The organism is Streptomyces sp. Act143 (assembly GCF_003143935.1).
Taxonomy (GTDB): domain Bacteria; phylum Actinomycetota; class Actinomycetes; order Streptomycetales; family Streptomycetaceae; genus Streptomyces.
The window spans coordinates 7,351,400-7,372,710 of the sequence record NZ_QFRX01000001.1 but is presented as its reverse complement, the minus strand read 5'-3'; the positions used below and the strand labels follow the sequence as shown (position 1 = coordinate 7,372,710).

Annotated in this window: 22 protein-coding genes; 8 read left to right on the top strand and 14 right to left on the bottom strand. The window is 71.5% G+C overall.

All coding sequences use genetic code 11. From position 1 onward, the window contains the following. The first annotated feature begins 89 nt into the window (after positions 1-89). Together DI272_RS33645 and DI272_RS33640 are read left to right on the top strand one after the other, a co-directional pair. A complete protein-coding gene (locus tag DI272_RS33645) occupies positions 90-1,520 on the top strand; it encodes an MFS transporter (protein WP_109498960.1) in 1,431 nt (476 codons plus the stop codon). Positions 1,521-1,607: 87 nt separating this feature from the next. Then, complete coding sequence (locus DI272_RS33640; RefSeq protein ID WP_109501188.1) at positions 1,608-1,814, top strand: hypothetical protein; 207 nt, start codon at positions 1,608-1,610, stop codon at positions 1,812-1,814. On the opposite strand, the gene DI272_RS33635 is transcribed toward DI272_RS33640, so the two are convergent. The 4 genes from DI272_RS33635 to DI272_RS33620 form a co-directional block, all read right to left on the bottom strand. Next, on the bottom strand, positions 1,811-2,398 hold the full coding sequence (locus tag DI272_RS33635; RefSeq protein ID WP_109498959.1) for a TetR/AcrR family transcriptional regulator: 588 nt from the start codon (positions 2,396-2,398) through the stop codon (positions 1,811-1,813). The two genes, DI272_RS33640 and DI272_RS33635, sit on opposite strands and share 4 nt — an antisense overlap. A 26-nt stretch (positions 2,399-2,424) precedes the next feature. Then, entirely contained in the window at positions 2,425-3,447 is a 1,023-nt protein-coding gene (locus DI272_RS33630) for an aldo/keto reductase (protein WP_109498958.1), read from the bottom strand. Positions 3,448-3,580: 133 nt separating this feature from the next. Beyond that, complete coding sequence (locus tag DI272_RS33625) at positions 3,581-4,195, bottom strand: LysE family translocator (RefSeq protein WP_109498957.1); 615 nt, start codon at positions 4,193-4,195, stop codon at positions 3,581-3,583. An 86-nt stretch (positions 4,196-4,281) separates the two neighbouring features. Further along, the gene (locus tag DI272_RS33620) at positions 4,282-5,664 is read right to left on the bottom strand and encodes a glycine--tRNA ligase (protein ID WP_109498956.1); all 1,383 of its coding nucleotides are present in this window, start codon (positions 5,662-5,664) and stop codon (positions 4,282-4,284) included. A gap of 155 nt (positions 5,665-5,819) precedes the next feature. Between DI272_RS33620 and DI272_RS33615 the strand changes: the two genes are divergently transcribed. The 4 genes from DI272_RS33615 to DI272_RS33600 all read left to right on the top strand — a co-directional run bounded on the left by DI272_RS33615 (position 5,820) and on the right by DI272_RS33600 (position 8,936). Then, the gene (locus DI272_RS33615) at positions 5,820-6,776 is read left to right on the top strand and encodes a metal ABC transporter substrate-binding protein (RefSeq protein ID WP_109498955.1); all 957 of its coding nucleotides are present in this window, start codon (positions 5,820-5,822) and stop codon (positions 6,774-6,776) included. Between the two features lie 17 nt (positions 6,777-6,793). Further along, entirely contained in the window at positions 6,794-7,552 is a 759-nt protein-coding gene (locus DI272_RS33610) for a metal ABC transporter ATP-binding protein (RefSeq protein WP_109501187.1), read from the top strand. Beyond that, entirely contained in the window at positions 7,552-8,454 is a 903-nt protein-coding gene (locus DI272_RS33605; RefSeq protein ID WP_109498954.1) for a metal ABC transporter permease, read from the top strand. Before DI272_RS33610 ends, DI272_RS33605 begins: the two co-directional genes overlap by 1 nt. A gap of 62 nt (positions 8,455-8,516) precedes the next feature. After that, positions 8,517-8,936, top strand: a complete 420-nt coding sequence (locus tag DI272_RS33600; protein ID WP_109498953.1) for a Fur family transcriptional regulator — start codon at positions 8,517-8,519, stop codon at positions 8,934-8,936. A gap of 3 nt (positions 8,937-8,939) precedes the next feature. Here DI272_RS33600 and DI272_RS33595 read toward each other — a convergent pair whose 3' ends face one another. From DI272_RS33595 to DI272_RS33565, 7 genes are all read right to left on the bottom strand, one after another. After that, entirely contained in the window at positions 8,940-9,482 is a 543-nt protein-coding gene (locus DI272_RS33595; protein WP_109498952.1) for a hypothetical protein, read from the bottom strand. Between the two features lie 24 nt (positions 9,483-9,506). After that, on the bottom strand, positions 9,507-10,850 hold the full coding sequence (locus DI272_RS33590; RefSeq protein ID WP_109498951.1) for a histidine-type phosphatase: 1,344 nt from the start codon (positions 10,848-10,850) through the stop codon (positions 9,507-9,509). A gap of 60 nt (positions 10,851-10,910) precedes the next feature. Next, on the bottom strand, positions 10,911-11,750 hold the full coding sequence (locus DI272_RS33585) for an isoprenyl transferase (RefSeq protein WP_109498949.1): 840 nt from the start codon (positions 11,748-11,750) through the stop codon (positions 10,911-10,913). Positions 11,751-11,773: 23 nt separating this feature from the next. After that, positions 11,774-12,520: a DNA repair protein RecO gene (gene recO, locus DI272_RS33580; protein WP_109498948.1), complete on the bottom strand. Its 747-nt coding sequence runs from the start codon at positions 12,518-12,520 to the stop codon at positions 11,774-11,776. A 27-nt stretch (positions 12,521-12,547) separates the two neighbouring features. Continuing rightward, on the bottom strand, positions 12,548-13,114 hold the full coding sequence (locus tag DI272_RS33575) for a DUF1266 domain-containing protein (RefSeq protein WP_258314765.1): 567 nt from the start codon (positions 13,112-13,114) through the stop codon (positions 12,548-12,550). Between the two features lie 91 nt (positions 13,115-13,205). Then, positions 13,206-13,421, bottom strand: coding sequence for a hypothetical protein (locus tag DI272_RS33570; protein ID WP_109501186.1), 216 nt, complete (start codon positions 13,419-13,421; stop codon positions 13,206-13,208). 247 nt (positions 13,422-13,668) lie between these two features. After that, positions 13,669-16,260: a DUF6185 family protein gene (locus DI272_RS33565; RefSeq protein WP_109498937.1), complete on the bottom strand. Its 2,592-nt coding sequence runs from the start codon at positions 16,258-16,260 to the stop codon at positions 13,669-13,671. Between the two features lie 141 nt (positions 16,261-16,401). Here DI272_RS33565 and DI272_RS33560 point away from each other — a divergent pair, with 141 nt between their 5' ends. Continuing rightward, positions 16,402-17,874 carry an alpha/beta hydrolase gene (locus DI272_RS33560; RefSeq protein ID WP_109498935.1) on the top strand — a complete coding sequence of 491 codons (1,473 nt, stop codon included), beginning with the start codon at positions 16,402-16,404 and terminating at the stop codon, positions 17,872-17,874. On the opposite strand, the gene DI272_RS33555 is transcribed toward DI272_RS33560, so the two are convergent. Next, positions 17,862-19,079 carry an abortive phage infection protein gene (locus DI272_RS33555; protein ID WP_109501185.1) on the bottom strand — a complete coding sequence of 406 codons (1,218 nt, stop codon included), beginning with the start codon at positions 19,077-19,079 and terminating at the stop codon, positions 17,862-17,864. The genes DI272_RS33560 and DI272_RS33555 overlap by 13 nt on opposite strands. Positions 19,080-19,184: 105 nt before the next feature. On the opposite strand from DI272_RS33555, the gene bla reads away from it, so the two are divergent. After that, entirely contained in the window at positions 19,185-20,093 is a 909-nt protein-coding gene (gene bla / locus DI272_RS33550) for a class A beta-lactamase (protein ID WP_109498934.1), read from the top strand. Here the strand turns inward: bla and DI272_RS33545 are convergent. After that, positions 20,077-20,520, bottom strand: coding sequence for a protein-tyrosine phosphatase family protein (locus DI272_RS33545; RefSeq protein WP_109498932.1), 444 nt, complete (start codon positions 20,518-20,520; stop codon positions 20,077-20,079). The genes bla and DI272_RS33545 overlap by 17 nt on opposite strands. 256 nt (positions 20,521-20,776) lie before the next feature. Further along, positions 20,777-21,311 (bottom strand): tetratricopeptide repeat protein (locus DI272_RS44715; protein WP_181387402.1); only part of this gene is annotated, 535 nt, incomplete at its 5' end.

Genomic DNA, 21,311 nt, shown 5'->3' with positions numbered 1-21,311 from the left:
CCGCCCGGCGGACCCTGTTTCCAGGTACTCCTTGTACCAGGATAAAGACACTCTGGTACCAGTCTGGGGGCGGCCGGAGGCTGGGGTGCGTGACCACCGAAACCATCACCTCACGTCACCTCCGCACCCCCGCCGCGCCCCCGGTGCTCGGCGGCCTCGGACTCTTCACGGTGCTGCTCGGCGCAGCACTGCCGCTCATCGACTTCTTCATCGTCAACGTCGCCCTGCCCACCATCGGCCGGGACCTCTCGGCGAGCGAGTCGGTCCTCGAACTCGTCGTGTCCGGTTACGGGTTGGCGTACGCCGTGCTGCTCGTCCTGGGCGGCCGGCTGGGCGACCTCTTCGGCCGGCGCCGGCTCTTCCTCGGCGGCATGGCGGCCTTCGGACTGACCTCGCTGGTCTGCGGGCTCGCGCCGACCGCGTGGACCCTGGTCGCCGCCCGGGTCGCGCAGGGCGCCGCGTCGGCCGCGATGCTGCCGCAGGTGCTGGCCACCATCCAGGCGGCGACCGCCGGACCGCGCCGCGCCAAGGCCATGGGGCTGTACGGCGCCACGGCGGGCCTGTCCATGGTCGCGGGCCAGATCCTCGGCGGTGTCCTCGTCGCCGCGGACATCGCGGGCACCGGCTGGCGCTCGGTCTTCCTCGTCAACGTCCCGGTCGTCGTCCTCGGCCTGGTCCTCGCCGCCCGTGCCGTGCCCGAGACCCGCTCCCAGCATCCGGAGCCGGTGGACGGACCCGGCACCGTCCTGCTGGCCGTGTCGCTGCTCGCCCTGCTGGCCCCGCTGACCGAGGGCCGGGCGGCGGGCTGGCCGCTGTGGACGTGGCTGTCGCTGGTGGCGTTCCCGTTCGCGGCGGCGGCGTTCTGGGCGGTGGAGCGCCGCGCGGACCGGCGGGGCCGTACGCCCCTCGTCCCGCCGAGCCTGTTCCGGCTGGTGTCGCTGCGGCGCGGGCTCGTGATGATCGTGCCGTTCTCGATCGGGTTCAGCGGCTTCATGTTCGTGATCGCGGTGGCGTTGCAGCGCGGTGCCGGACTGGGGCCCGTCAAGGCCGGGCTCGCCCTCGCTCCCATGGCGGTGGTGTTCTTCTTCACCTCGCTCGCCGGTCCGCGGCTGGTCGCGAAGTACGGCACGCGGGTCGTCACCGCCGGTGCGGTGATCCAGGCGGTCGGGGTGGCCCTGATGGCGCTGGCGGCCTGGCGCTCCTGGCCGGACCTCGGTCTGGTCGAGCTGCTGCCCGGTGCGGCGATCGCGGGCGCGGGCCAGGCGCTCCAGCTCCCCGTGATCTTCCGGATCGTGCTCTCCGAGGTGCCGGCCGCGCGGGCGGGCGTGGGCAGCGGCGTGATGATCACCACTCAGCAGTCCTCGCTGGCGCTGGGCGTGGCCACCCTCGGCACCCTGTTCCTCTCCCTGATCCCGGCCCTGGGCATGCGCGACGCCCTGGCCACCACGCTGCTGGTGCAGCTGGCGGGCGTGGCCCTGACGGGCGTGCTGAGCCTGCGGCTGCCGCGGACCGTCGGCTGAGCCGGTGCACGCCTCGGCGAACCGGCGGTGAAGAGGCTCCTGTTGATGTTGTTCTTGCTGCACACTCCTCCCCGGAGGCGAGGCGTCATGGTGCAGACCAACACGAGCAGGGTGAGCCGCTGGGACCAGCACGGGCGCGAGCACGTCGTCCAAGTGCTGCGCAGAGGCCCGCAACGCACGATCAGATGCGACACCTGCGGCTGGCGCAGGCCCGCGCAGTTCCTGCCCTGGCTGAAGGCGGAGGAACACCTGGCGGAGGCCCACCAGGCGACGGTGAATCCCCGGAGAGACTAGGGTCGCAGCCCGCGCACCAGGAGGTCCACGACCGCGTCGAAGTCGCTCTGGATGTCCGGTCGTTGCCAGGCGGGGGCGTAACCGGGGTCGTGGAAGCGGCCCGTGGCGTGGAAGACGGCGCGGGCGGCGGCCTCGGGGTCGGCGGCGGTGAAGGTGCCTGTGTCGACGCCGTCCTGGACGATCCTGGCCAACTGGCCGGTGAGATCGGCGAGATGGGCGTTGACCGCCTCGCCGTTCTCCGTCGTCAGGACGGTGTAGGTCGCGAACAGCTCGGGGTCGTCGCCGGCCTTGCGGCGCTTGGCCGCGAAGAGGGCGGCGAGCCAGTGGCGCAGCCGGGTCTCCGGGTCGGCGTCCTCGGCGACGATGCCGGACAGGGCGGCCGTCGTGCGGTCCAGCCAGCGCTTGGTCACCGCCTCCCGGAGGACCGCCTTGGTGCGGAAGTGCCGGTAGACGCTGCCGTGGCTGACGCCGAGCGCCCGTGCCACGTCGACCACGGTGGCCTTGGCCGGGCCGTGGCGGCGCAGCACCTCCTCGGTGGCTTCGAGGATGCGCTCGGCGGTCAGGGTTTCGCTGGTCGGGGCCATGGAGGAGACCGTACCCGGCGCCGGGTTCAGCGCTCGCTGTCGAGGTGGGCCAGCTGCGCCTCCGCGTAGCGCCCGCCGGCCGCGGCGCCCGCCGGCACGGCCTCCTCGATCACCGCGAGGTCGGCCGCGTCCAGGACGACGTCCAGGGCACCCAGCGATTCCGCGAGCCGCTCCCGGGTGCGGGCGCCGATCAGCGGCACGATGTCGTCGCCGCGGGACAGCACCCAGGCGATGGCGAGCTGGGCGACGCTGACGTCCTTCTGCTCGGCGACCTTGCGCAGGGCTTCGACCAGGTCGAGGTTGTGCTGGAGGTTCTCGCCCTGGAAGCGGGGCGAGTGCTGCCGGAAGTCGTCGGCGGCGAACCGCCGGTCCCGGCCGAGGTGCCCGGAGATCAGACCGCGGGAGAGCACGCCGTACGCCGTGACGGAGATGCCCAGTTCCCGGGTGGTCGGCAGGATCGACTCCTCGACGCCGCGGCTGATCAGCGAGTACTCGATCTGGAGGTCGGCGATCGGGGCGGTGGCGGCGGCCCGGCGGATCGTCTCGGCGCCGACCTCGCTGAGGCCGACGTGCCGGACGTAACCCTGCTCGATGAGGTCGGTGATCGCGCCGACCGTCTCCTCGATCGGCACGTCCGGGTCGAGGCGGGCGATCCGGTAGACGTCGATGTGGTCGACGCCGAGGCGCTGGAGCGAGTAGGCGGCGAAGGTCTTCACGGCGGCGGGGCGGCCGTCGTAGCCCGTCCAGGAGCCGTCGGGGCCGCGCAGCGCGCCGAACTTCACGCTGGTCAGCGCCTGTTCGCGGCGGGCGGCGGGGGCGCTGCGCAGGGCCTCGCCGATCAGCATCTCGTTGTGGCCCATGCCGTAGAAGTCGCCGGTGTCGAGCAGGGTCACGCCCGCTTCCAGGGCGGCGTGGATCGTGGCGATCGACTCGGCGCGGTCGGCGTGGCCGTACAGCGCGGACATGCCCATGCAGCCGAGGCCGAGAGGGAAGACCTGGGGGCCGGTGGCGCCGAGGGGGCGGGCGGTGCGGGGGGTCTGTGTCGTCATGCGATCCAGCCTGACATGACAGATGACAGATTTCAATATCTGTCATCTGTCACCTGCCAGTCGCCACCTGTCAGTCGTCAGCTGCCACCCGTCAGCTGTCGCCTGCCATCTGTCACTTGTCATCCGCCACCCGTCACCTGTCGGCTGTGGCCAGCTTCGCCCCCAGCAGCACGAAGGACCCGGCGAAGCTCCGCCGCAGCCAGGCCATCACCCGCGGCCGGGAGATCACATGGCTGCGGACCGAGGCCGCGAGCACCCCGTAAGCGGCGAAGACCACGAAGGTCGCCAGCATGAAGAACCCGCTGAGCAACAGCATCCGCGGCAGCGCGTGCGGTTCGCTCGTGCTCACGAACTGCGGCAGGAACGCGAAGAAGAAGATCGTCAGCTTCGGGTTGAGGAGGTTGATCAGCACCCCGCGGACGATCACCCGGCCCGCGGAGGCGGGCGCGTCGGCATCCCGCTCGACGGTGATCGTGTCCCGGTCGCGCAGGCTCGTCCACGCCATCCACAGCAGATAGGCGACACCGGCGTACTTGAGGACCTGGAAGGCGGTGGCACTGGCGTTCAGCAGCGCGGCGAGGCCGGTGACGGTGGCCAGGACGTGCGGCACGATCCCGAGCGTGCAGGCGAAGGCGGCGACGACGCTCGCGCGGCGGCCTCGGGAGAGCCCGGCGGCGAGGGTGCAGACGACGCCGGTACCGGGGGTGGCGACCACGACGAGGGTGGTGAGGAGGAAGGCGAGGCTCATGCCTCCAGCCTGAAAGCGCAACGGCCCTTGATACAGGTCCACCGGGGGACCTGTATCAAGGGCCAATCAATGCCGGGACGTGTGCCCTAGCAGCCGATCAGGCGGCTGGCCAGGTAGCCCTCGATCTGGTCGAGGGAGACGCGCTCCTGCTTCATCGAGTCGCGCTCGCGGACGGTGACCGCGTTGTCCTCCAGGGTGTCGAAGTCGACCGTCACGCAGTACGGCGTGCCGATCTCGTCCTGGCGGCGGTAGCGGCGGCCGATGGCGCCGGCGTCGTCGAACTCGATGTTCCAGTGCTGGCGCAGCGCCTGGGCGAGGCCCTTGGCCTTGGGCGACAGCTCGGGGTTGCGGGACAGGGGCAGGACGGCGGCCTTCACCGGGGCGAGGCGGTGGTCGAGGCGCAGCACCGTGCGCTTCTCCAGCTTGCCCTTGGCGTTGGGGGCCTCGTCCTCGACGTAGGCGTCGAGCAGGAACGCCAGCATGGTGCGGCCGACACCGGCGGCGGGCTCGATGACGTACGGGGTGTAGCGCTCGCCGGCCTCCTGGTCGAAGAAGTGGAGGTCCTGGCCGGACGCCTTGGAGTGCGCGGTGAGGTCGTAGTCGGTGCGGTTGGCGACGCCCTCGAGCTCGCCCCACTCACTGCCGCCGAACTGGAAGCGGTACTCGATGTCGGCGGTGCGCTTGGAGTAGTGGGAGAGCTTCTCCTTCGGGTGCTCGTACCACCGCATGTTCTCCTCGCGCAGGCCCAGGCCGGTGTACCAGTTCCAGCGCTGCTCCATCCAGTACTCCTGCCACTTCTCGTCCTCGCCCGGCTTGACGAAGAACTCCATCTCCATCTGCTCGAACTCGCGGGTACGGAAGATGAAGTTGCCGGGCGTGATCTCGTTGCGGAAGGACTTGCCCATCTGCGCGATGCCGAACGGCGGCTTCTTGCGCGCGGCGGTCTGCGTCAGGGCGAAGTTGGTGAAGATGCCCTGGGCGGTCTCCGGGCGCAGGTAGGCGATGGAGCCGGAGTCCTGCGTCGGGCCGAGGTGCGTGGAGAGCAGACCCGAGAACTGCTTGGGCTCGGTGAACTGGCCCTTGGTGCCGCAGTTCGGGCAGTTGATGTCGGCGAGGCCGTTCTCGGGGAGGCGGCCCTTCTTCTCCTCGTACGCCTCTTCCAGGTGGTCCGCGCGGTAGCGCTTGTGGCAGGAGGTGCACTCGGTCAGCGGGTCCGAGAAAGTGGCGACGTGACCGGAGGCCACCCAGACCTCGGGGGCCAGGATCACGGACGAGTCGATACCGACGACCTCCTCGCGCGACGTCACCATGTAGCGCCACCACTGACGCTTGATGTTCTCCTTGAGCTCGACACCCAGGTGTCCGTAGTCCCAGGCGGCCCGCTGGCCGCCGTAGATCTCACTACAGGGGAAAACGAAGCCACGGCGCTTGCTCAGGCTGACGATGGTGTCGATCTTGTCGGCGGCCACGGTGCTCTCTTCATTACGAATGGACGGCAGCGAATGACTCAGGTTACTGGTGCCGACACCCCCGGTATCAAATCGGTTCGGCAAGCGACCACTCTCACCGGGCCCTTACCCAGGCTTGTTGACAACGGTTTCCATATTTGTTGAAAATGACTGTCATGAACGTACGACGACAGCACATATCCGGGGCAGCCATCGCGGCCGTCACCGCCCTCGGTCTCGGGACCCTCTCCGCCTGCTCCGGGGCGAGCGCCGCCGGCAACACCGACAAGTTCGACGTCGTCGCCTCGTTCTATCCGATGGCCTTCCTCGCCGAGCAGATCGGCGGCGACCATGTCCACGTCACCAGCCTGACCGAGCCCGGCCAGGAGCCGCACGACCTGGAGATCAGCGCCAAGCAGACCGCGCAGCTCCAGGACTCCGACGCGGTGCTCTACCTCAAGAACCTCCAGCCCTCCGTCGACGACGCGGTGGCCCAGTCCGAGGTCAAGACCAAGATCGACGCCGCCTCCCTGACCACGCTGGAGAAGCACGGCAACGAGGTCGGCGGGCACGCGGCCGAGCACGACGACCACGAGAACGAGGAACTGGCCGGCCTCGACCCGCACATCTGGCTCGACCCGGTGCGCTACGCCCAGGTCGCCGAGGGCGTCGGCAAGGCCTTCGAGAAGGCCGACCCCGACCACGCGGCCGACTACCAGAAGAACACCGCGGCCCTGGTGAAGAAGCTCGACGACCTGAACACGCAGTTCGAGGACGGGCTCAAGAACACCAAGACCAAGGTCTTCCTCACCACCCACGCCGCCTTCGGCTACCTCGCCGAGCGCTACGGCCTGACCGAGGAGGCCATCAACGGCCTCGACCCCGAGTCCGAGCCCAGCGCGGCCCGGGTGAAGGACCTTGAGAAGATGGCCAAGGCCGACGGCGTCACCACCGTGTTCTACGAGACGCTCGTCAGCGACAAGACCGCGAAGACCATCGCCTCCGACGCGGACCTCAAGACGGACGTCCTCGACCCGATCGAGGGCATCACGTCCAAGTCCAAGGGCGACGACTACTTCCAGGTCATGGAATCCAACCTCAAGGCGCTGCAGAGCGCCCTGGGCGCCAAGTGACCCACCCGGAGGAGTTCGTGTCCGAGCCCGTCATCTCCCTGCGCGGCGTCCGCGCCGACCTGGGCTCGCGGCCCGTCCTGCGCGGCATCGACCTCACCGTGAACCGCGGTGAGGTCGTCGCGCTGCTCGGCGCCAACGGTTCCGGCAAGTCGACGGCCGTGCGCAGCATCATCGGCCAAGTCCCGCTCGCCGACGGCGAGATACGCCTGTTCGGCACGGACCGCAAGGCCTTCAGGGACTGGGCGCGCGTCGGCTACGTCCCGCAGCGCACCACGGCCGCCGGCGGCGTCCCCGCGACGGTCACCGAGGTCGTCTCCTCCGGCCGCCTGTCCCGCGCCCGCTTCGGCGTGCTCCGCAGGACCGACCGCGAGGCCGTGCGTCGGGCCCTGGAGCTCGTCGGCATGGCGGACCGCGCGAAGGACTCCGTCGACGCCCTGTCCGGCGGCCAGCACCAGCGCGTCCTCATCGCCCGGGCCCTCGCCGCCGAACCCGAACTGCTGATCATGGACGAGCCGATGGCGGGCGTCGACCTGGCGAGCCAGGAGGTGCTGGCGCACACCCTGGAGGAACAGGTCGCCGCCGGTACGACCGTCCTGCTGGTCCTGCACGAACTGGGCCCGCTGGAGCCCCTGATCGACCGCGCGGTCGTGCTCCGCGACGGCTGTGTGCTGCACGACGGCCCGCCCCCGAAGGCGGTCGGCCAGCACGCGCTCCCCGGCCACGACCACGTCCACCCGCACGAACACGCGCCGATCCACACGGGACTGCTGAGCTGATGGAGATCCTCGACTACGCCTTCATGCAGCGGGCCCTGCTCGCCGCCGTCCTGGTCGGCATCACCGCCCCGGCCGTGGGCATCTACCTCGTCCAGCGCCGCCAGGCCCTCATGGGCGACGGCATCGGCCACGTGGCGATGACCGGCGTCGGCCTCGGCTTCCTGCTGTCCTGGTCCCCGGTGTGGATGGCGACCCTCGTCTCCGTCCTCGGCGCCGTGCTCATGGAGCTGATCCGCTGGTACGGCAAGACCCGCGGCGACATCGCCCTCGCCATGCTCTTCTACGGCGGCATGGCCGGCGGCGTGATGTTCATCAACCTCGCGCCCACCGGCTCCAACGCCAACCTCACCTCGTACCTCTTCGGCTCCCTGTCGACGGTGTCGGCGTCGGACGTGACGGCGATCTGCCTGCTCGCGGCCTTCGTGGTGCTGGTCACCCTGGGCCTGCGCCGGCAGCTCTTCGCGGTCAGCCAGGACGAGGAGTTCGCGCGGGTCACGGGCCTGCCGGTGCGCGCCCTGAACCTGCTGACGGCGGTCACGGCCGCGGTGACGGTGACGGTGGCCATGCGGGTGGTGGGCCTGCTGCTGGTCTCGGCCCTCATGGTGGTCCCGGTGGCGGCGGCGCAGCAGCTCAGCCGGAGCTTCGCGGCGACCTTCGCGATCGCCGTGGCCATCGGCGTCACGGTCACGATCAGCGGCACCGTCACGTCGTACTACCAGGACGTCCCGCCCGGCGCGACGATCGTGCTGCTGACCATCGCGGCGTTCATCCTGACGACCGCCCTGGCCACTCCGCTGGCCCGGCGCCGGGCCCGGGCGGCAGCCGCCGCGCAGGCCGCCGGCGACCCCGCGGAGTGCGTGATTCCGGCCAGCCGGGAGGCGTCGGGCAAGGTCGGCGTCTGACTGCGCCCAGGCCGGGCTGGCACAATGGCCCGGCAGACGCAGTAGGGATGAGGAGGCAACCGGTGACGACCGCTGGACCGCCCGTGAAGGGCCGTTCGACCCGGCAGCGGGCTGCCGTGGCGGCGGCCCTGAACGAGGTCGACGAGTTCCGCAGCGCGCAGGAACTCCACGACATGCTCAAGCACAAGGGCGATTCGGTCGGCCTGACCACGGTGTACCGCACCCTGCAGTCCCTCGCGGACGCCGGCGAGGTGGACGTCCTGCGCACCTCCGACGGCGAGTCCGTCTACCGCCGCTGCTCCACCGGCGACCATCACCACCACCTGGTCTGCCGCGTCTGCGGCAAGGCGGTGGAGGTCGAGGGTCCCGCGGTGGAGAAGTGGGCCGAGGCGATCGCGGCCGAGCACGGCTACGTCAATGTGGCGCACACCGTGGAGATCTTCGGCACGTGCGCGGAGTGCGCCGCGGCCTCCGCCGGCTGACGCTCAGACGCGGGTCAGGTTGCGGTCGAGGACCGTCCGCAGCCGGTCCACGTCGGCGGGCGTCCGCACGCCCTTCTTGACCAGCACCATCGCGCAGTTCCCCGCCTGGTCGGGACTGCGCAGCACGAAGACCCCGGGGCCCTCGGCGTAGCTGCCGTAGTTGGCCCAGTCGGTGCGCAGATCGGCGTGGGCGCTGACCATGTGGACGCCCTCGTCGGTGACGGTCACCCGGGTCAGGCCGTGGTGGCGGTTCGCGGCGACCATCTTGTCGGCCATGGACCGCGGGGCGAAGGGGATCAGCAGCCCCCACACGATGAGCATGATCCCGAAGACGTTGCCGGCGTCGCCGTTCCTGAACCCCAGCGCCACCAGGGCCGCGCCGATCAGGATCGCGCAGCCCGCGAAGACGGGGTGGTAGACCAGCCCCGCCGCCCTGCCGCGCTTGCGCAGCATCAGCCGGATCGCCTCCGTCATCTCCTCGCGCTGCTGCACGTACTCCAGCTCGACCACGCCCTGTTCGGCGTCCCGCCCCATGTTCATGACCATGAGGCGGGATCGTACGCCCACGGGCTACGTGCGCTTGAAGCACCTCTCCAGCTCGTCCAGGTCGTAGAACGTGCTGCCCTTCGCGATGGGCGTGCAGCCCGCCTTGAACGCGGCCTCCTTCTCGTTGTAGAGCATCCGCACCAGCCAGCGGTCACCCTTCCGGAAGACGTCCCACTGGATGTTCGCGCCGAGCGGCGAGACGGCGGCGCCGCGCCAGGGGTTGGTGGCGTAGGTGTACGGCTCCTGCTCGGTGGCCGGCCGTGTGCTGCCCGGCAGACGCATCAGCGCGGCCAGCGGGATGATCTCCTCGGCGTGGCTGAAGCGGAGCTCGGCGCCCAGGGCGCTGGTGCCGTCGCGCTTGGCCTCGACCTGCTCGAAGAAGTCGTCGAGCAGGACGTCGGCCATCTTGTACGTGATGTCGCTGTCCGCGAAGCCGGGGCCCTTCTCGTAGAAGTCCTCGGCGTCGGACAGATAGCCGAACCAGGCGGCGTCGGTGGCGGAGATGTACCGCTGCATGCCCCAGCCCTTGCCGTCGGGGCTCTCCTCGCTCATCGCGGGGGCGATGGCGTACAGGTTGTAGACGGCCTCGGCGGCGGCGACCTGGTCGGCGGCGCTCAGCTGCTCGACGAAGGCGTCCGCGAAGAGCCGACGCAGCACACTGCGGGCGGCCTCCTGGGTGCGGGGCTGGTCGGTGATCGACTTCAGGGTCGCGGCGAGGCGCTGGTCGTTGTCGATGTAGTCGCGGTAGGCGGCGCCGCCCGCGGCCTTGTGGAAGTAGAGCAGGTCCTTGTCGGTGCGGGTCGGGCCGATCAGGGGCTTCAGGGCCGGGTCGGCGGCGGCGAGCTCACCGGCGTACTCGTTCGCGCTGGCGATGGCACGGCCCTGCCCGGAGCTGACGACGTCGATCTTCTCGCCGTCGGCGGCGATCTTCGTGAAGAGGGAGGGCAGCCGTTGCCGCATGCGCGCGGCGGTGTCCCGCATCTCCTGCTCGCCGCGCCCGCTGAGGTTGCCGTAGCCGACCTTCGCCATGGCGGCCTGGAGGGCGCGTACGTCGGGGCCGAACTCCTTTCCCTTGCCGGTGAGTTGGCCCGCGGCCTGGGCCTGGTCCCACAGGGCGAGGAGCAGGTCGCCGTCCTCGCTGTCGGAGGCGGCACGGGAGCCGTGCCGAGAGACGTTCTCCGTGAAGACCGGGGTGAAGCCGGCGGGCGGGCGCTGGTAGGTGTGCGTGCTCTGCCGCGGGGCGTACGTGGCCTTGGTGCCGTAGCTCGTGGCGTGGGCGGGCTGGTGCGCGGCCTGCGCGGGCAGGGCCGCGACCAGCAGGGTGCCCAGGGCGAGGGCGGCGGGTATGGCGCGGTGCGTGACCTTCATGGGCGGATCGTGCGCGAGCCCGGTGAACGGGCGGTAGCCGCGATATGGCCATGTTCCCGCTTACGGGGCGGTCTGCTTGCCCTCCATCGCCAGCAGCTCCTCGTTCGGCAGGGCGCCGCCGAAGCGGCGGTCGCGGGAGGCGTACTCGACGCAGGCCCGCCACAGGTCGCGGCGGTCGAAGTCGGGCCACAGCACGTCCTGGAAGACCATCTCGGCGTAGGCGCTCTGCCAGAGCAGGTAGTTGGAGGTGCGCTGCTCGCCGCTGGGCCGCAGGAACAGGTCCACGTCCGGCATGTCCGGGTAGTACAGGTACTTGGCGAGGGTCTTCTCATTGACCTTGGAGGGGTCGAGGCGCCCCGCCTTCACGTCCTCGGCGAGGGCCTGGGCGGCGTCGGCGATCTCGGCGCGGCCGCCGTAGTTCATGCAGAAGTAGAGGGTCAGCTTGTCGTTGCCCTTGGTCTGCTCCTGGGCGACCTGGAGCTCCTTGGCGACCGACTTCCACAGCTTGGGCATCCGGCCCACCCAGCGGACCCGGATGCCGAGCTCGTCGAGCTGGTCGCGGGTCTTGCGGATGAAGTCGCGGTTGAAGTTCATGAGGAAGCGGACCTCGTCGGGCGAGCGCTTCCAGTTCTCGGTGGAGAAGGCGTACAGCGAGATGGCCTCCACGCCCATCTCGATGGCGCCCTGGAGGACGTCGAGAACACGCTCGGCTCCGACCTTGTGGCCCTCGGTGCGGGGCAGGCCGCGCTCCTTGGCCCAGCGGCCGTTGCCGTCCATGACGATCGCCACGTGGTTCGGGACGAGTTCGCCGGGGAGCTTCGGCGGGCGGGCACCGGAGGGGTGGGGCTCGGGCGTCCTGTACTGGCGGCGCTGGCGCCCCAGAATCCCACGTACGACCATGTTGCTTCTCGTTCCTCTCCGGCTTACTTCTCTACGTAACGCAGCGAGCGCAGCCCGCGTTCCAGATGCCAGTGCAGGTAGGCGGAGACCAGTCCGCTCCCCTCCCGGACGTACCGCGGCTCGCACGCGTCCGCGGTTCCCCAGTCTCCCGTAAGCAGCGCGCCGAGGAGTTCCAGGGTCTGCGGAGAGGGTACGACGCTGCCCGGCACCCGGCAGTCCACGCAGACGGAGCCCCCGGAGCCGACCGAGAAGAACCGGTTCGGGCCGGGGAGCCCGCACTTCGCGCAGTCGCCGAAGCTGGGGGCGTAACCGTTGACGGCGAGGGAGCGCAGCAGGAAGGCGTCGAGGACGAGGTGCGGGGCGTGCTCGCCGTTGGCGAGCGTCCTGAGGGCGCCGACCAGCAGCAGATACTGCTGCACGGCGGGCTCGCCCTCGTGGTCGGTGAACCGCTCGGCGGTCTCCAGCATCGCGGTGCCCGCGGTGTAGCGGGCGTAGTCGGAGACGATCCCGCTCCCGTAGGCGGCGATGGTCTCGCTCTGCGTGCACAGCGGCAGCCCGCGCCCGACCAGCTCACTCCCCCGCGCGAAGAACTGCACGTCGACGTGGGAGAAGGGTTCGAGCCGCGCCCCGAACTTGGACTTGGTCCGCCGCACACCCCGGGCGACGGCCCGCACCCGGCCGTGCCCACGAGTGAGCAGCGTGATGATGCGGTCCGCTTCGCCCAGCTTCTGGGTGCGCAGCACGATGCCGTCGTCGCGGAACAGGCTCATGGGCCCATTGTCCCGTACGCCGGGGGGTCAGCGTGCCCGGTCGGGGTGGCTGATGGTGTCCCAGGGGGCGAGGTTCCACGGGCTGGAGCGGTTGGCGGGGTCGAGGAGGGCGCGGAGGTGGGCGTCGGCGGTGGCCTGCGGTGCGGGCAGGCCGCCGTCCCCGGTGGCCCTCAGGTCCTCGCGCCACACCTGCCGGCCCAGCAGATAGTGGTCGGCGTACTCACGCCAGGAGCCGTACGTCGACACCACCGACGGCACGATGTTCTTGAGCGCGGTCCACGCCTCGGCCTCGTTGATCAGCCCGCAGCCGAACCCGCGCCGGGAGATGTCGACGTACAGGGCGGCGTCCCAGGCGAGCGGCGAGACGCCGTGCAGCTGTGCGGCCCGGGCCCGGTAGCCGCTGCGGTGCAGTTCGTCGAGGCGGCCGGCCAGCTCGTCGCGCGTGGTGATGCCCCACTGCTCGGCGAGCCAGTCGCGGGCCCGCTCGTCGTCGATCCGCGTGAACGGGTAGAGGGTGGCGCGCGAGGCGTCCCGGTCCCGGCTGACGGGCGCGCTCAGCGACACCATCCACAGCTGGTGCGCGGTGAGCGGCACCCGGTGGCGGCTCGTCGCCCTCGGCCTCGTCCATCTCCGTATGCTCCACAGACCCATGGGACCCGACCCTGGGACAAGGCCGACGACGCCGTCAAGGCACCTCACCCCGGCTGCGGGCGTTGGCGAGGGCGGTCGCGGCGCTGAGCCGCTCGGCGGGGGTCGCGTGCCGTACGGCCTCGGGGTCGGCGTCCCATTCCTTGCCGCCGCCATAGGGTCTGAGCTGGAGATAGGGGCCCTCGTGTCCCATGACGATGCCGACCCTTCCGGTGCGGGTGTCGACGACGTGGCTGCCGACGGGGAGCTTCATCGCGGCACCGGACAGCGCGCGTCGTGCGCGGGGCTCACCGGACCGACCCGAGGTTTCGGCGACACGCTCCCCGCCTTCGCCGACGCCGCCCGCCATTGCCTCACCGTCTCCCCCGCTTCGCCGGACGCGGTACGCCGCGTGATGTTCCTCCGTCTCACTCCCCGCTCTTCCGGATTTCACGCTTCGCCCCTCCCGGGGGAGCCGCCTTCCCTACACTCGGCAGGAGTCTGTCCGCCGCCTGTGCGAGTCAGGGGCTCGTGGCGTCGGGGCCACCCGACTTGCCGGTGCTCTCGCCCGGCTGGATGAGGATCATGGGGTCGTTGCCCTTCAGCTGCTGCCAGACACCGACGAGGGCCACCACCTGGGCGACGAGGAACGCCAGCTGCACCGAGGCCGTCCGCAGCTGGTAGATCGACAGCAGCAGGGACGCCTTGGTGGGCCAGTAGATGCCTTCCTGACGGAACGTGTCGATGTCCATGACCACGCCCGTCACGGTGAGAACGAGCAGGGTCAGCGCCAGGTCGAGGGCCCAGGTGCCGAAGGTCTGGCCGGTCGCCCGGGTGAGGATCCAGTGGGCGGCGACGGGGACGGCGTACACCACGAACAGGCCTAGGGCCTTGGCGGGCCCGCGACGGCCGGGCAGCACACGCCACAGCGCGCCGAGGACGAAGCCGAGGGCGGCTGCGCAGAGCTCCAGGTCGACCGCGTCGGCCAGCAGGCCGACGATACCGAGCCTGTCCCTGGTCACGCTGTCCCACAGCGACCCTCGGATGTTGTCCGCCCAGAACGAGACGGCGTTGGCGGGCAGTGCGATCAGCGCGGTGAACAGGGCGGCGCGGCAGGCGTTCTGCCACCAGGTCGCGCGCGGCCCCCAGGCGAGGGCGAGTTCCACGACGTCCACCGACTCGGGCAGCCGGGCGCCGGCGAACGGAGCGGTGGCACCGGGCGGGTTCCAGTGGTGCAGGGCGTCGAGTTCCTGTTCCATCTGCTGGCGCCTGCCCTCCGGGTCGCCCTGCTCCAGCCGGCGCAGCCGTGAGTGGAGGTCCCGGTAGGTGCGGGCGGACTCGATGAGCCAGCTCCGGTCGGACTCCCGGATCGCGTGCCGCAGCAGCTTGTCCGGCTTGTCCGGCAGCGGCTTCTGCCACAGCACCGCCCGGCGCCGGCCGACGGCGAGCAGCAAGAAGCCGGTGAGCAGGGTGACCGGCACGGTGACGGGCGACAGCCACAGGCCGACGTACCAGCCCGGGGTGGGCCACACGAACTGGAAGGACAGGAGAGCGAGGACGAGGAGCGTCGGCCCTTCGGGAGCGACCGGCTCGTCGTGGGGAGCGGCCGCGCGGGCGGCGAGGACGGCGAGGAGCGCCGCGGCCAGGCCGTACCACCAGCACACCGTCACGAACCACCAGCCGGACATGTACGAGGGGAACCAGGCCAGTTCGTTGTAGTGGTAGACGAAGCGCCACAGCTCCCAGAAGTCGTCCCGGGTGCTCAGCCAGGTCGTCTGGGACCAGGCGTTGTGTGTGGCCCACAGGGCCAGGGCGGGCAGGACCACCGCGCCGGCCGCGCAGACCGGCAGGACCCACCAGGGGAAGGTGCCCCGCGGCGGCGTCGCGGTGTTCTGGACGTCCACGCCCGCCCTGATCCGCCGGAGCGCCGACACCCCGCCCACCATCCAGACGAAGGCGACACAGACGCAGGCGAGGGCGAGCCACCAGAACCCGCCCGTCCGCTCCGCCCGCAGGACCTCGTCGGTGATCATCTGGTCGAGCCAGAAGTCGGCGGGCAGTCCGAACCAGCCGGGGCGTACCGCCACCACGACGGGGTAGACGCCGGCCACGGCGACGGCGACCCGAGCGGCGACCCGGGGCCTGCCGAACAGGGACGGCACGATGCCGAGGCCCGTGCCCAGCACGAGGTACCAGGCGACGCGATGGCTCTGCCACCAGGAGGACAGCCGGGTCAGATCATCCGCCAGCTCGAAGAGCAGCGACATGACGAACATCAGCCAGACCCACAGGAGCAGGTTGCGCCGGGTGGCCGCCTCCGCGGGAGTCTGGAGGGCCGGGGACCGGGACAGCCGCCGTATCAGCAACAGGGCCACGGGGAACAGGGCGAGGTCCCAGGAGACCCAGGTGACCGACCGCACCAGATACCAGGGGGCGCCTTCCTCCCAGCGAAGGGTGAGTGCCTTGGTGGCCGGCGGCTGCATCCGCACCCACAGCGCCGGCATCGGCATGTCGGACTTGGCCCAGGTCCAGGTCAGTTCGTTCGCCGAGCCCTTGGTGGGCATCGGCCAGATGTCCCGCGCGCCGCGGTTGCCGAGGTCGACGGAGATCTCCCGCCACCAGGACTGCGCGAGGGCCGGCGGGCGTTCCAGCGAGAGCGTCCACAGCCGCTTGCCCGGTGTGATGCGCCAGGGGCCGAACCGACGCTCGGTCGGGCTGTCCACGGAGCTGACGGCCCGGTACTTCACCGTGATGGTCTTCGCGCCGACCGTCACCCGGGGCGGCCAGGGCCGCCACTCGGTGTCGCGGTACGGGTAGTCGTCGTAGGCGTCGTGGACCAGACACCGCATCGCTGCCCGGTAGGCCGCCGCGTCCCCGTTGAGCAGCAGATCGTCGGAGAGCGGCCAGGACTTCGGCACCTTCACGACCATGTCGGCCTCGGCGCGTGTGTAGTCCTCGCCGTCGTGCCTGATCCGCACCGAGCTGGTGACCTCGGCGTCCCGCAGCGCCCGGGACTCGCACGGGTCCTCGTCGGCCGACGCCGTCCCGGCCCCGGCCGACACGAACAGCACGATCAGCCCCAGCACGAACACCGGCAGCAGAAACTTGCGCATCCCCCGTCCCCTCCCCACCCCCTTGTATACCCGCAAGCAGGGGGTGGCACTGCCGGTAGGTGATCACTGGGGTAAACCCCCGCAGGAACCGGGCAGTTGGCCGGATGGGGGCCGTCGTGGAGATCCGCGAAGCTCGACGGCATGAAGCAGCTGACCAAGAGTCTCGTCCAGATCGCCGTCGCCTCCGGGATCGTCTTCGGGGCTCTCACGCCCCTCACCGCGTCCGCCGCACCCGCCCTGAAGTGGGAAAAGTGCGCGGGCACCGGCCTCGATCCACGCCAGCAGTGTGCCGTGCTCGACGTGCCCATGGACTACGCCGATCCCAGTGGTCCGAGCATCGAGATCGCCGTCTCGCGGATCGTGAGCGAGAAACCCGCCGCCCGGCGCGGAACGCTGTTCCTGATCCCCGGCGGGCCCGGCGGGTCGAGCCTCGACGACCCTTCCGGCAAGGGGCAGAAGCTGCCGCAGGAGGTGCGCGACGCCTACGACCTGATCGGGTTCGCGCCACGTGGGCTCGCGCCCTCCACCCCCGTCGACTGCGGACTGGAACGCGGCGACCTCTCGCTGACCGCGTCGCGGCCCTGGCCCGCCGCGGACGGGTCCGTGGACGCGAACATGGCCACCGCCCGGCGGATGGCCGAGGCCTGCGAGCGCAACGGCGGTGAGCTGCTCAAGCACCTCAGCACCCGCAACGAGGCCCGCGACCTGGACCGGTTGCGGGCCGCGCTGGGCGAGCGGCGGATCTCCGCGTGGGGAGTGTCGTACGGGACGTACGTGGGCGCCGTCTACGCCGAGTTGTTCCCAGGCCGCACCGACCGGTTCGTGCTGGACAGCAACGACGACCCCGATCCCACCCGGGTCGCCCGCGCCTGGCTCGCCGGGCACGAGCAGGGCGTCGAGGACACCTTCCCCGAGTTCGCCAAGTGGGCGTCCTCGCCCGGCAATCCGTACCGCGTCGCCGCGACGGCCGCCGAGGTGCGCCCCAAGTTCCTGGAACTCGCGGCGCGCCTGGACCGCGAGCCCCTCCCGTGGCCCGGCGCCAACCCGGCCGAGCTGAACGGCAACATGCTGCGCCAGGCCATGCTGAGCAGCCTCTACGACCCCGACGACTTCCCCGCGCTGGCGCAGCTGATGCTGGCCGCCGACCAGGGCACGGTGCCGCCCGCGCCGGCCTCGCCGCCCGACGCCGTCCTCCAGAACGTCTCCGCCGTGGGCGCCGGAACGCTCTGCAACGACGTGGCCTGGCCGACCTCAACGGCCGTGTATCAGAAGGAAGTCGAGGAGAGCCGGGCCAAGTTCCCGCTCACCGCCGGTATGCCCCGCAACGCCATGGTCTGCGCGGCCTGGCCCTACACACCTCAGGAGCCGCCGGTGCGGGTCACCGGCCGGGGGCCGTCCAACATCCTCCTCGTGCAGAACGAACGGGACGTCGCCACCCCCGTGAGCGGCGCCCTGAAGCTCCGCGAGGCCCTCGGCCGGCGAGCCGTCATGGTGACCGTGAACTCGACGGGCCATGACGCCTATCTCGACAACGGCAACGCGTGCGGTGACGCGACGGTGTCCCGCTTCCTGGCCACCGGCAAGCGTCCCGCCACCGACCTCTACTGCCGCTGACACGCCCCGCGATAGGCCCCGGCCACGGCGTGGTACGCCGCCTTCGGCTCCCGGTGCCAGGGCGAGTCCGGGTCGCCGGGGCGGTCCTGGATCGCCTTGGCGATGCCGTAGCTCGCCAGGTCGAGGTCGTGGCGCGGGTCGCCGGGGCGGTGCGGGGCGTCCGCGGTGAGGAACTCGAAGACCATCGCCGCGTAGAGGTTCATCGACTCGAAGACGTCCAACAGGTCGGTGAGGTAGGCGGCTTGGGTGCGCTCGCTGCGGACCGGGATCGGGTCCTCGATCTCCTCGGGCGTCTTGTCGTGGTCGACGATGTCCCAGCCCATGCCGGCCGTCTCGGGGGCGCCGCGGTAGGCGCAGGTGCCGAACTCGGTGATGGCGAGAGGCTTGCCGTGGCGCAGGTGCTTCCGCAACTCCCGCACGTAGTCGGAGCGTCGGGGGAAGAAGGAGTAGTAGTCGACGCCGATGACGTCGAAGAGGTCCCAGTCGACCTGGTCGATCTCGGGGGCGGAGGCGTAGCTGAGGCGGCCGTGGAAGACCCTGCGGCCGAGCGCTGCCGCCTTCGCGGTGAAGCGGGCGAGGCGGCGCTGCATGGCGGCCGGGTCGACGTTTCCGCTCTGGAGGTTCGCGATGCGCTCGAAGACCGTGTCCCCGGGGATGATCCCGGGCACGAACAGCCAGAACTCGCAGCCCACGCTGAACTCGACGCTCGCGCCCTGCCGCCGCAGCCGCTGCGCGAACCGGCCGGTCTCCGCGAGGTGTTCGAGGATGTCCCGCTCCGGCACGTCGCCGAGGGTCGGCTGGAGCCAGATGTGCAGGCCGAGTTCGGCGGCCTCGGCGGCGGTGGCGGTGAGGCGTTCGACGCCGTCGCCCGTGACGTCGACGGTGTCGGCGTGCAGCTCGTCGCGGATCGCGCGGAGGTCGGCCCGCATCCGCGCGGCGCTCCAGGCGGTGGCCGGCGTCTCCCCCGCGCCGACGGTGTAGACGACGCCCCGGCGGGTCAGCCCCGTGCGGGTCAGCCCCGTGCGGGCCGGTCGCCTCCCGGCCGCCGCGCCTTCGGGTCCCGCTCCGCCGACCGGCCCGCCGGCCGCCGCCGGGGCCGCCCCCGCCGTCAGCGCCGCCCCCGCCAGCCCGGCCGCCGCCGCGCCGGCCAGGAACCGCGCCCGGCTGATTCCCTTGGTCTTTCCCGTACGGTCCGTACGATCCATGTGGTCCATACGGCCACTGTGGCGAGCCCGCGCCCGTCCCGGCGTCCGCCGATGGTCTACGACCCCGCAACCAAGGAATGACGTACGGCGTCGATCACTGAGGAGATCTTCCCTCGACGCCGGACAAAGGAGAGCGCGATCTTAAGCCGCCGCACGATTCTCACCGCCACCGCAGCGACCGCCACCGCCCTCGCGACGGGCGCCCCTGCCGAGGCGGCCACCCCTGCGGGCCTGCACGAGCTGGAGGCCGCCCACGGCGCCCGCCTCGGCGTGTTCGCCCGCAACATCGCCACCGGCCGTACCGTCCGCCACCGCGCCGACGAACTCTTCCCGATGTGCTCGCTGTTCAAGACGCTCGCGTCCGCCGCCGTGCTGCGCGACCTCGACCGCGACGGGGAGTTCCTGTCCCGCCGCATCCACTACACGGACGCCGACCTGCCGAAGGAGGGCTCCGACAAGACCCGGGAGCACCTGGCCGACGGCATGACGGTCGCCGAACTCGCCGAGGTCGCCATCACCTTCAGCGACAACGGCGCCGGCAACCTCCTGCTGCGCGAACTCGGCGGCCCGACCGCCGTCACCCGCTTCGCCCGCTCCCTCGGCGACCGGGTGACCCGACTGGACCGCTGGGAGACGGAGCTCAACTCGGCCGAGCCGTGGCGGATCACGGACACCACGAGCCCGTACGCGATCGGCCGGACGTACGGCCGGCTGGTCCTCGGCGACGCCCTCGACGGCCCGGACCGCGACCTGCTCACGCACTGGCTGCGGAGCAACACGACCAGCGGCACCCGGCTGCGCGCCGGTCTGCCCGCGAGCTGGACGGTCGCCGACAAGACGGGCGGCGGCTCCTACGGCACCAACAACAACGTGGGCATCGCCTGGACCGAGGACGGCACCCCGCTGCTGCTGGCCGTGCTGACGACCATGCCCGCGCCGGACGCGGCGAGGGACGACGCACTGGTCCGCGACACGGCGGCCCTGCTGGCGGACACCCTCACCGGGAGGGCCTGAACCGCCGCACATAACGCCGCTGCCAGGGCGTCTCCACGGCACCCCGGTGATAGTGCGCACGGACGTACGCGACGGCCTCGCCCGGCGGTACGCCGTCCAGCACGGCCAGACACGCCAGCGCCGTCCCCGTACGCCCGCGCCCGCCCCCGCACGCCACCTCGACGCGTTCGCCCGCGGCCCGCTCCCACACCTCGGCGAGCGCGTCGCGGGCGTCCGCACGATCGGCGGGCAGCCGGAAGTCGGGCCAGCGCAGCCAGCGGAACTCCCAGGCGACGGTCGGGGGTTGGTGCCCGAGGAGATAGAGGCCGTACGAGGGGGTCGGCGCCCCCGGCGGAAGGGGGTGCCGCAGCCCCCGGCCCCGCACCAGCCGCCCCGACGGCAGCCGCAACACCCCGGCCGCGTCCTCGTCCCACTCAGTCCCGGTCATGCCCAGCCGCCTCCGTCTCCCGCAGCGCCGCCGTCGAGGCGAAGGACGTGATGCGCTGGGCGGCGGACGCGTCCCGCGTCAACCCCGCCGCCATAAGATCCCATCCGCAACCCCTTCCGTCCCGACCTCACCCGCACCGCCCCCGAACCGCCGGCCGCCACCCTCCCCGCCGACGTCCACCGCCGCCTCCTGACGGGCCTCACCCTCGTCCACGGCATGGAGGCCATGATCGCGACCGCGGTGTCCGCGAACTCAGCTACGAGGCGGCCTCGTCGGCCGCGTCCATGTGGGCGAGCGCGCGCAGGGTGCGCAGGGTGCCGGGGTGGTCCTCACCCAGCACCCGGCGCCGTCTGGCCAGCGTGTCCTCCCCCAGGGCACGGGCCCTCTCCGTCTCTCCCAGCTTGGCCAGGTCGACGGCGAGGTTGTGGGCGGTGTCCAGGGTCTCGGGATGATCCGCACCCAGCACCCGGCGCCGCCGGGCCAGCGCGTCCTCGCCGAGCTCGCAGGCCTTCTCCACCTCACCCAGATCGGCCAGGCTGACGGCGAGGTTGTGGGCGGTGTCCAGGGTCTCGGGATGATCCGCACCCAGCACCCGGCGCCGCCGGGCCAGCGTGTCCTCCCCCAGCTCGCAGGCCTTCTCCACCTCACCCAGGATCGCGAGCCGGATGACGAGGTTGTAGGCGGTGCTCAGCGTGTCGGGATGGTCGTCGCTCAGCACCCGCCGGCGCCGGGCCAGCGTGTCCTCGTCCAGGGCACGCGCCTGCTCCGTCTCCCCGAGGTCGGCCAGGTCG

What these genes read in the sequence shown, in the direction of transcription:
- DI272_RS33560 (WP_109498935.1), top strand. Translation starts at nt 16,402, where the DNA reads ATGAAGCAGCTGACCAAGAGTCTCGTCCAGATCGCCGTCGCCTCCGGG.
- DI272_RS33545 (WP_109498932.1), bottom strand. Translation starts at nt 20,520, where the DNA reads ATGACCGGGACTGAGTGGGACGAGGACGCGGCCGGGGTGTTGCGGCTG.
- DI272_RS33630 (WP_109498958.1), bottom strand. Translation starts at nt 3,447, where the DNA reads ATGACGACACAGACCCCCCGCACCGCCCGCCCCCTCGGCGCCACCGGC.
- DI272_RS33605 (WP_109498954.1), top strand. Translation starts at nt 7,552, where the DNA reads ATGGAGATCCTCGACTACGCCTTCATGCAGCGGGCCCTGCTCGCCGCC.
- DI272_RS33595 (WP_109498952.1), bottom strand. Translation starts at nt 9,482, where the DNA reads ATGGTCATGAACATGGGGCGGGACGCCGAACAGGGCGTGGTCGAGCTG.
- recO (WP_109498948.1), bottom strand. Translation starts at nt 12,520, where the DNA reads ATGAGCCTGTTCCGCGACGACGGCATCGTGCTGCGCACCCAGAAGCTG.
- DI272_RS33565 (WP_109498937.1), bottom strand. Translation starts at nt 16,260, where the DNA reads ATGCGCAAGTTTCTGCTGCCGGTGTTCGTGCTGGGGCTGATCGTGCTG.
- DI272_RS33615 (WP_109498955.1), top strand. Translation starts at nt 5,820, where the DNA reads ATGAACGTACGACGACAGCACATATCCGGGGCAGCCATCGCGGCCGTC.
- DI272_RS33625 (WP_109498957.1), bottom strand. Translation starts at nt 4,195, where the DNA reads ATGAGCCTCGCCTTCCTCCTCACCACCCTCGTCGTGGTCGCCACCCCC.
- DI272_RS33585 (WP_109498949.1), bottom strand. Translation starts at nt 11,750, where the DNA reads ATGGTCGTACGTGGGATTCTGGGGCGCCAGCGCCGCCAGTACAGGACG.
- DI272_RS33640 (WP_109501188.1), top strand. Translation starts at nt 1,608, where the DNA reads ATGGTGCAGACCAACACGAGCAGGGTGAGCCGCTGGGACCAGCACGGG.
- DI272_RS33555 (WP_109501185.1), bottom strand. Translation starts at nt 19,079, where the DNA reads ATGGATCGTACGGACCGTACGGGAAAGACCAAGGGAATCAGCCGGGCG.
- DI272_RS33570 (WP_109501186.1), bottom strand. Translation starts at nt 13,421, where the DNA reads ATGAAGCTCCCCGTCGGCAGCCACGTCGTCGACACCCGCACCGGAAGG.
- DI272_RS33590 (WP_109498951.1), bottom strand. Translation starts at nt 10,850, where the DNA reads ATGAAGGTCACGCACCGCGCCATACCCGCCGCCCTCGCCCTGGGCACC.
- DI272_RS33635 (WP_109498959.1), bottom strand. Translation starts at nt 2,398, where the DNA reads ATGGCCCCGACCAGCGAAACCCTGACCGCCGAGCGCATCCTCGAAGCC.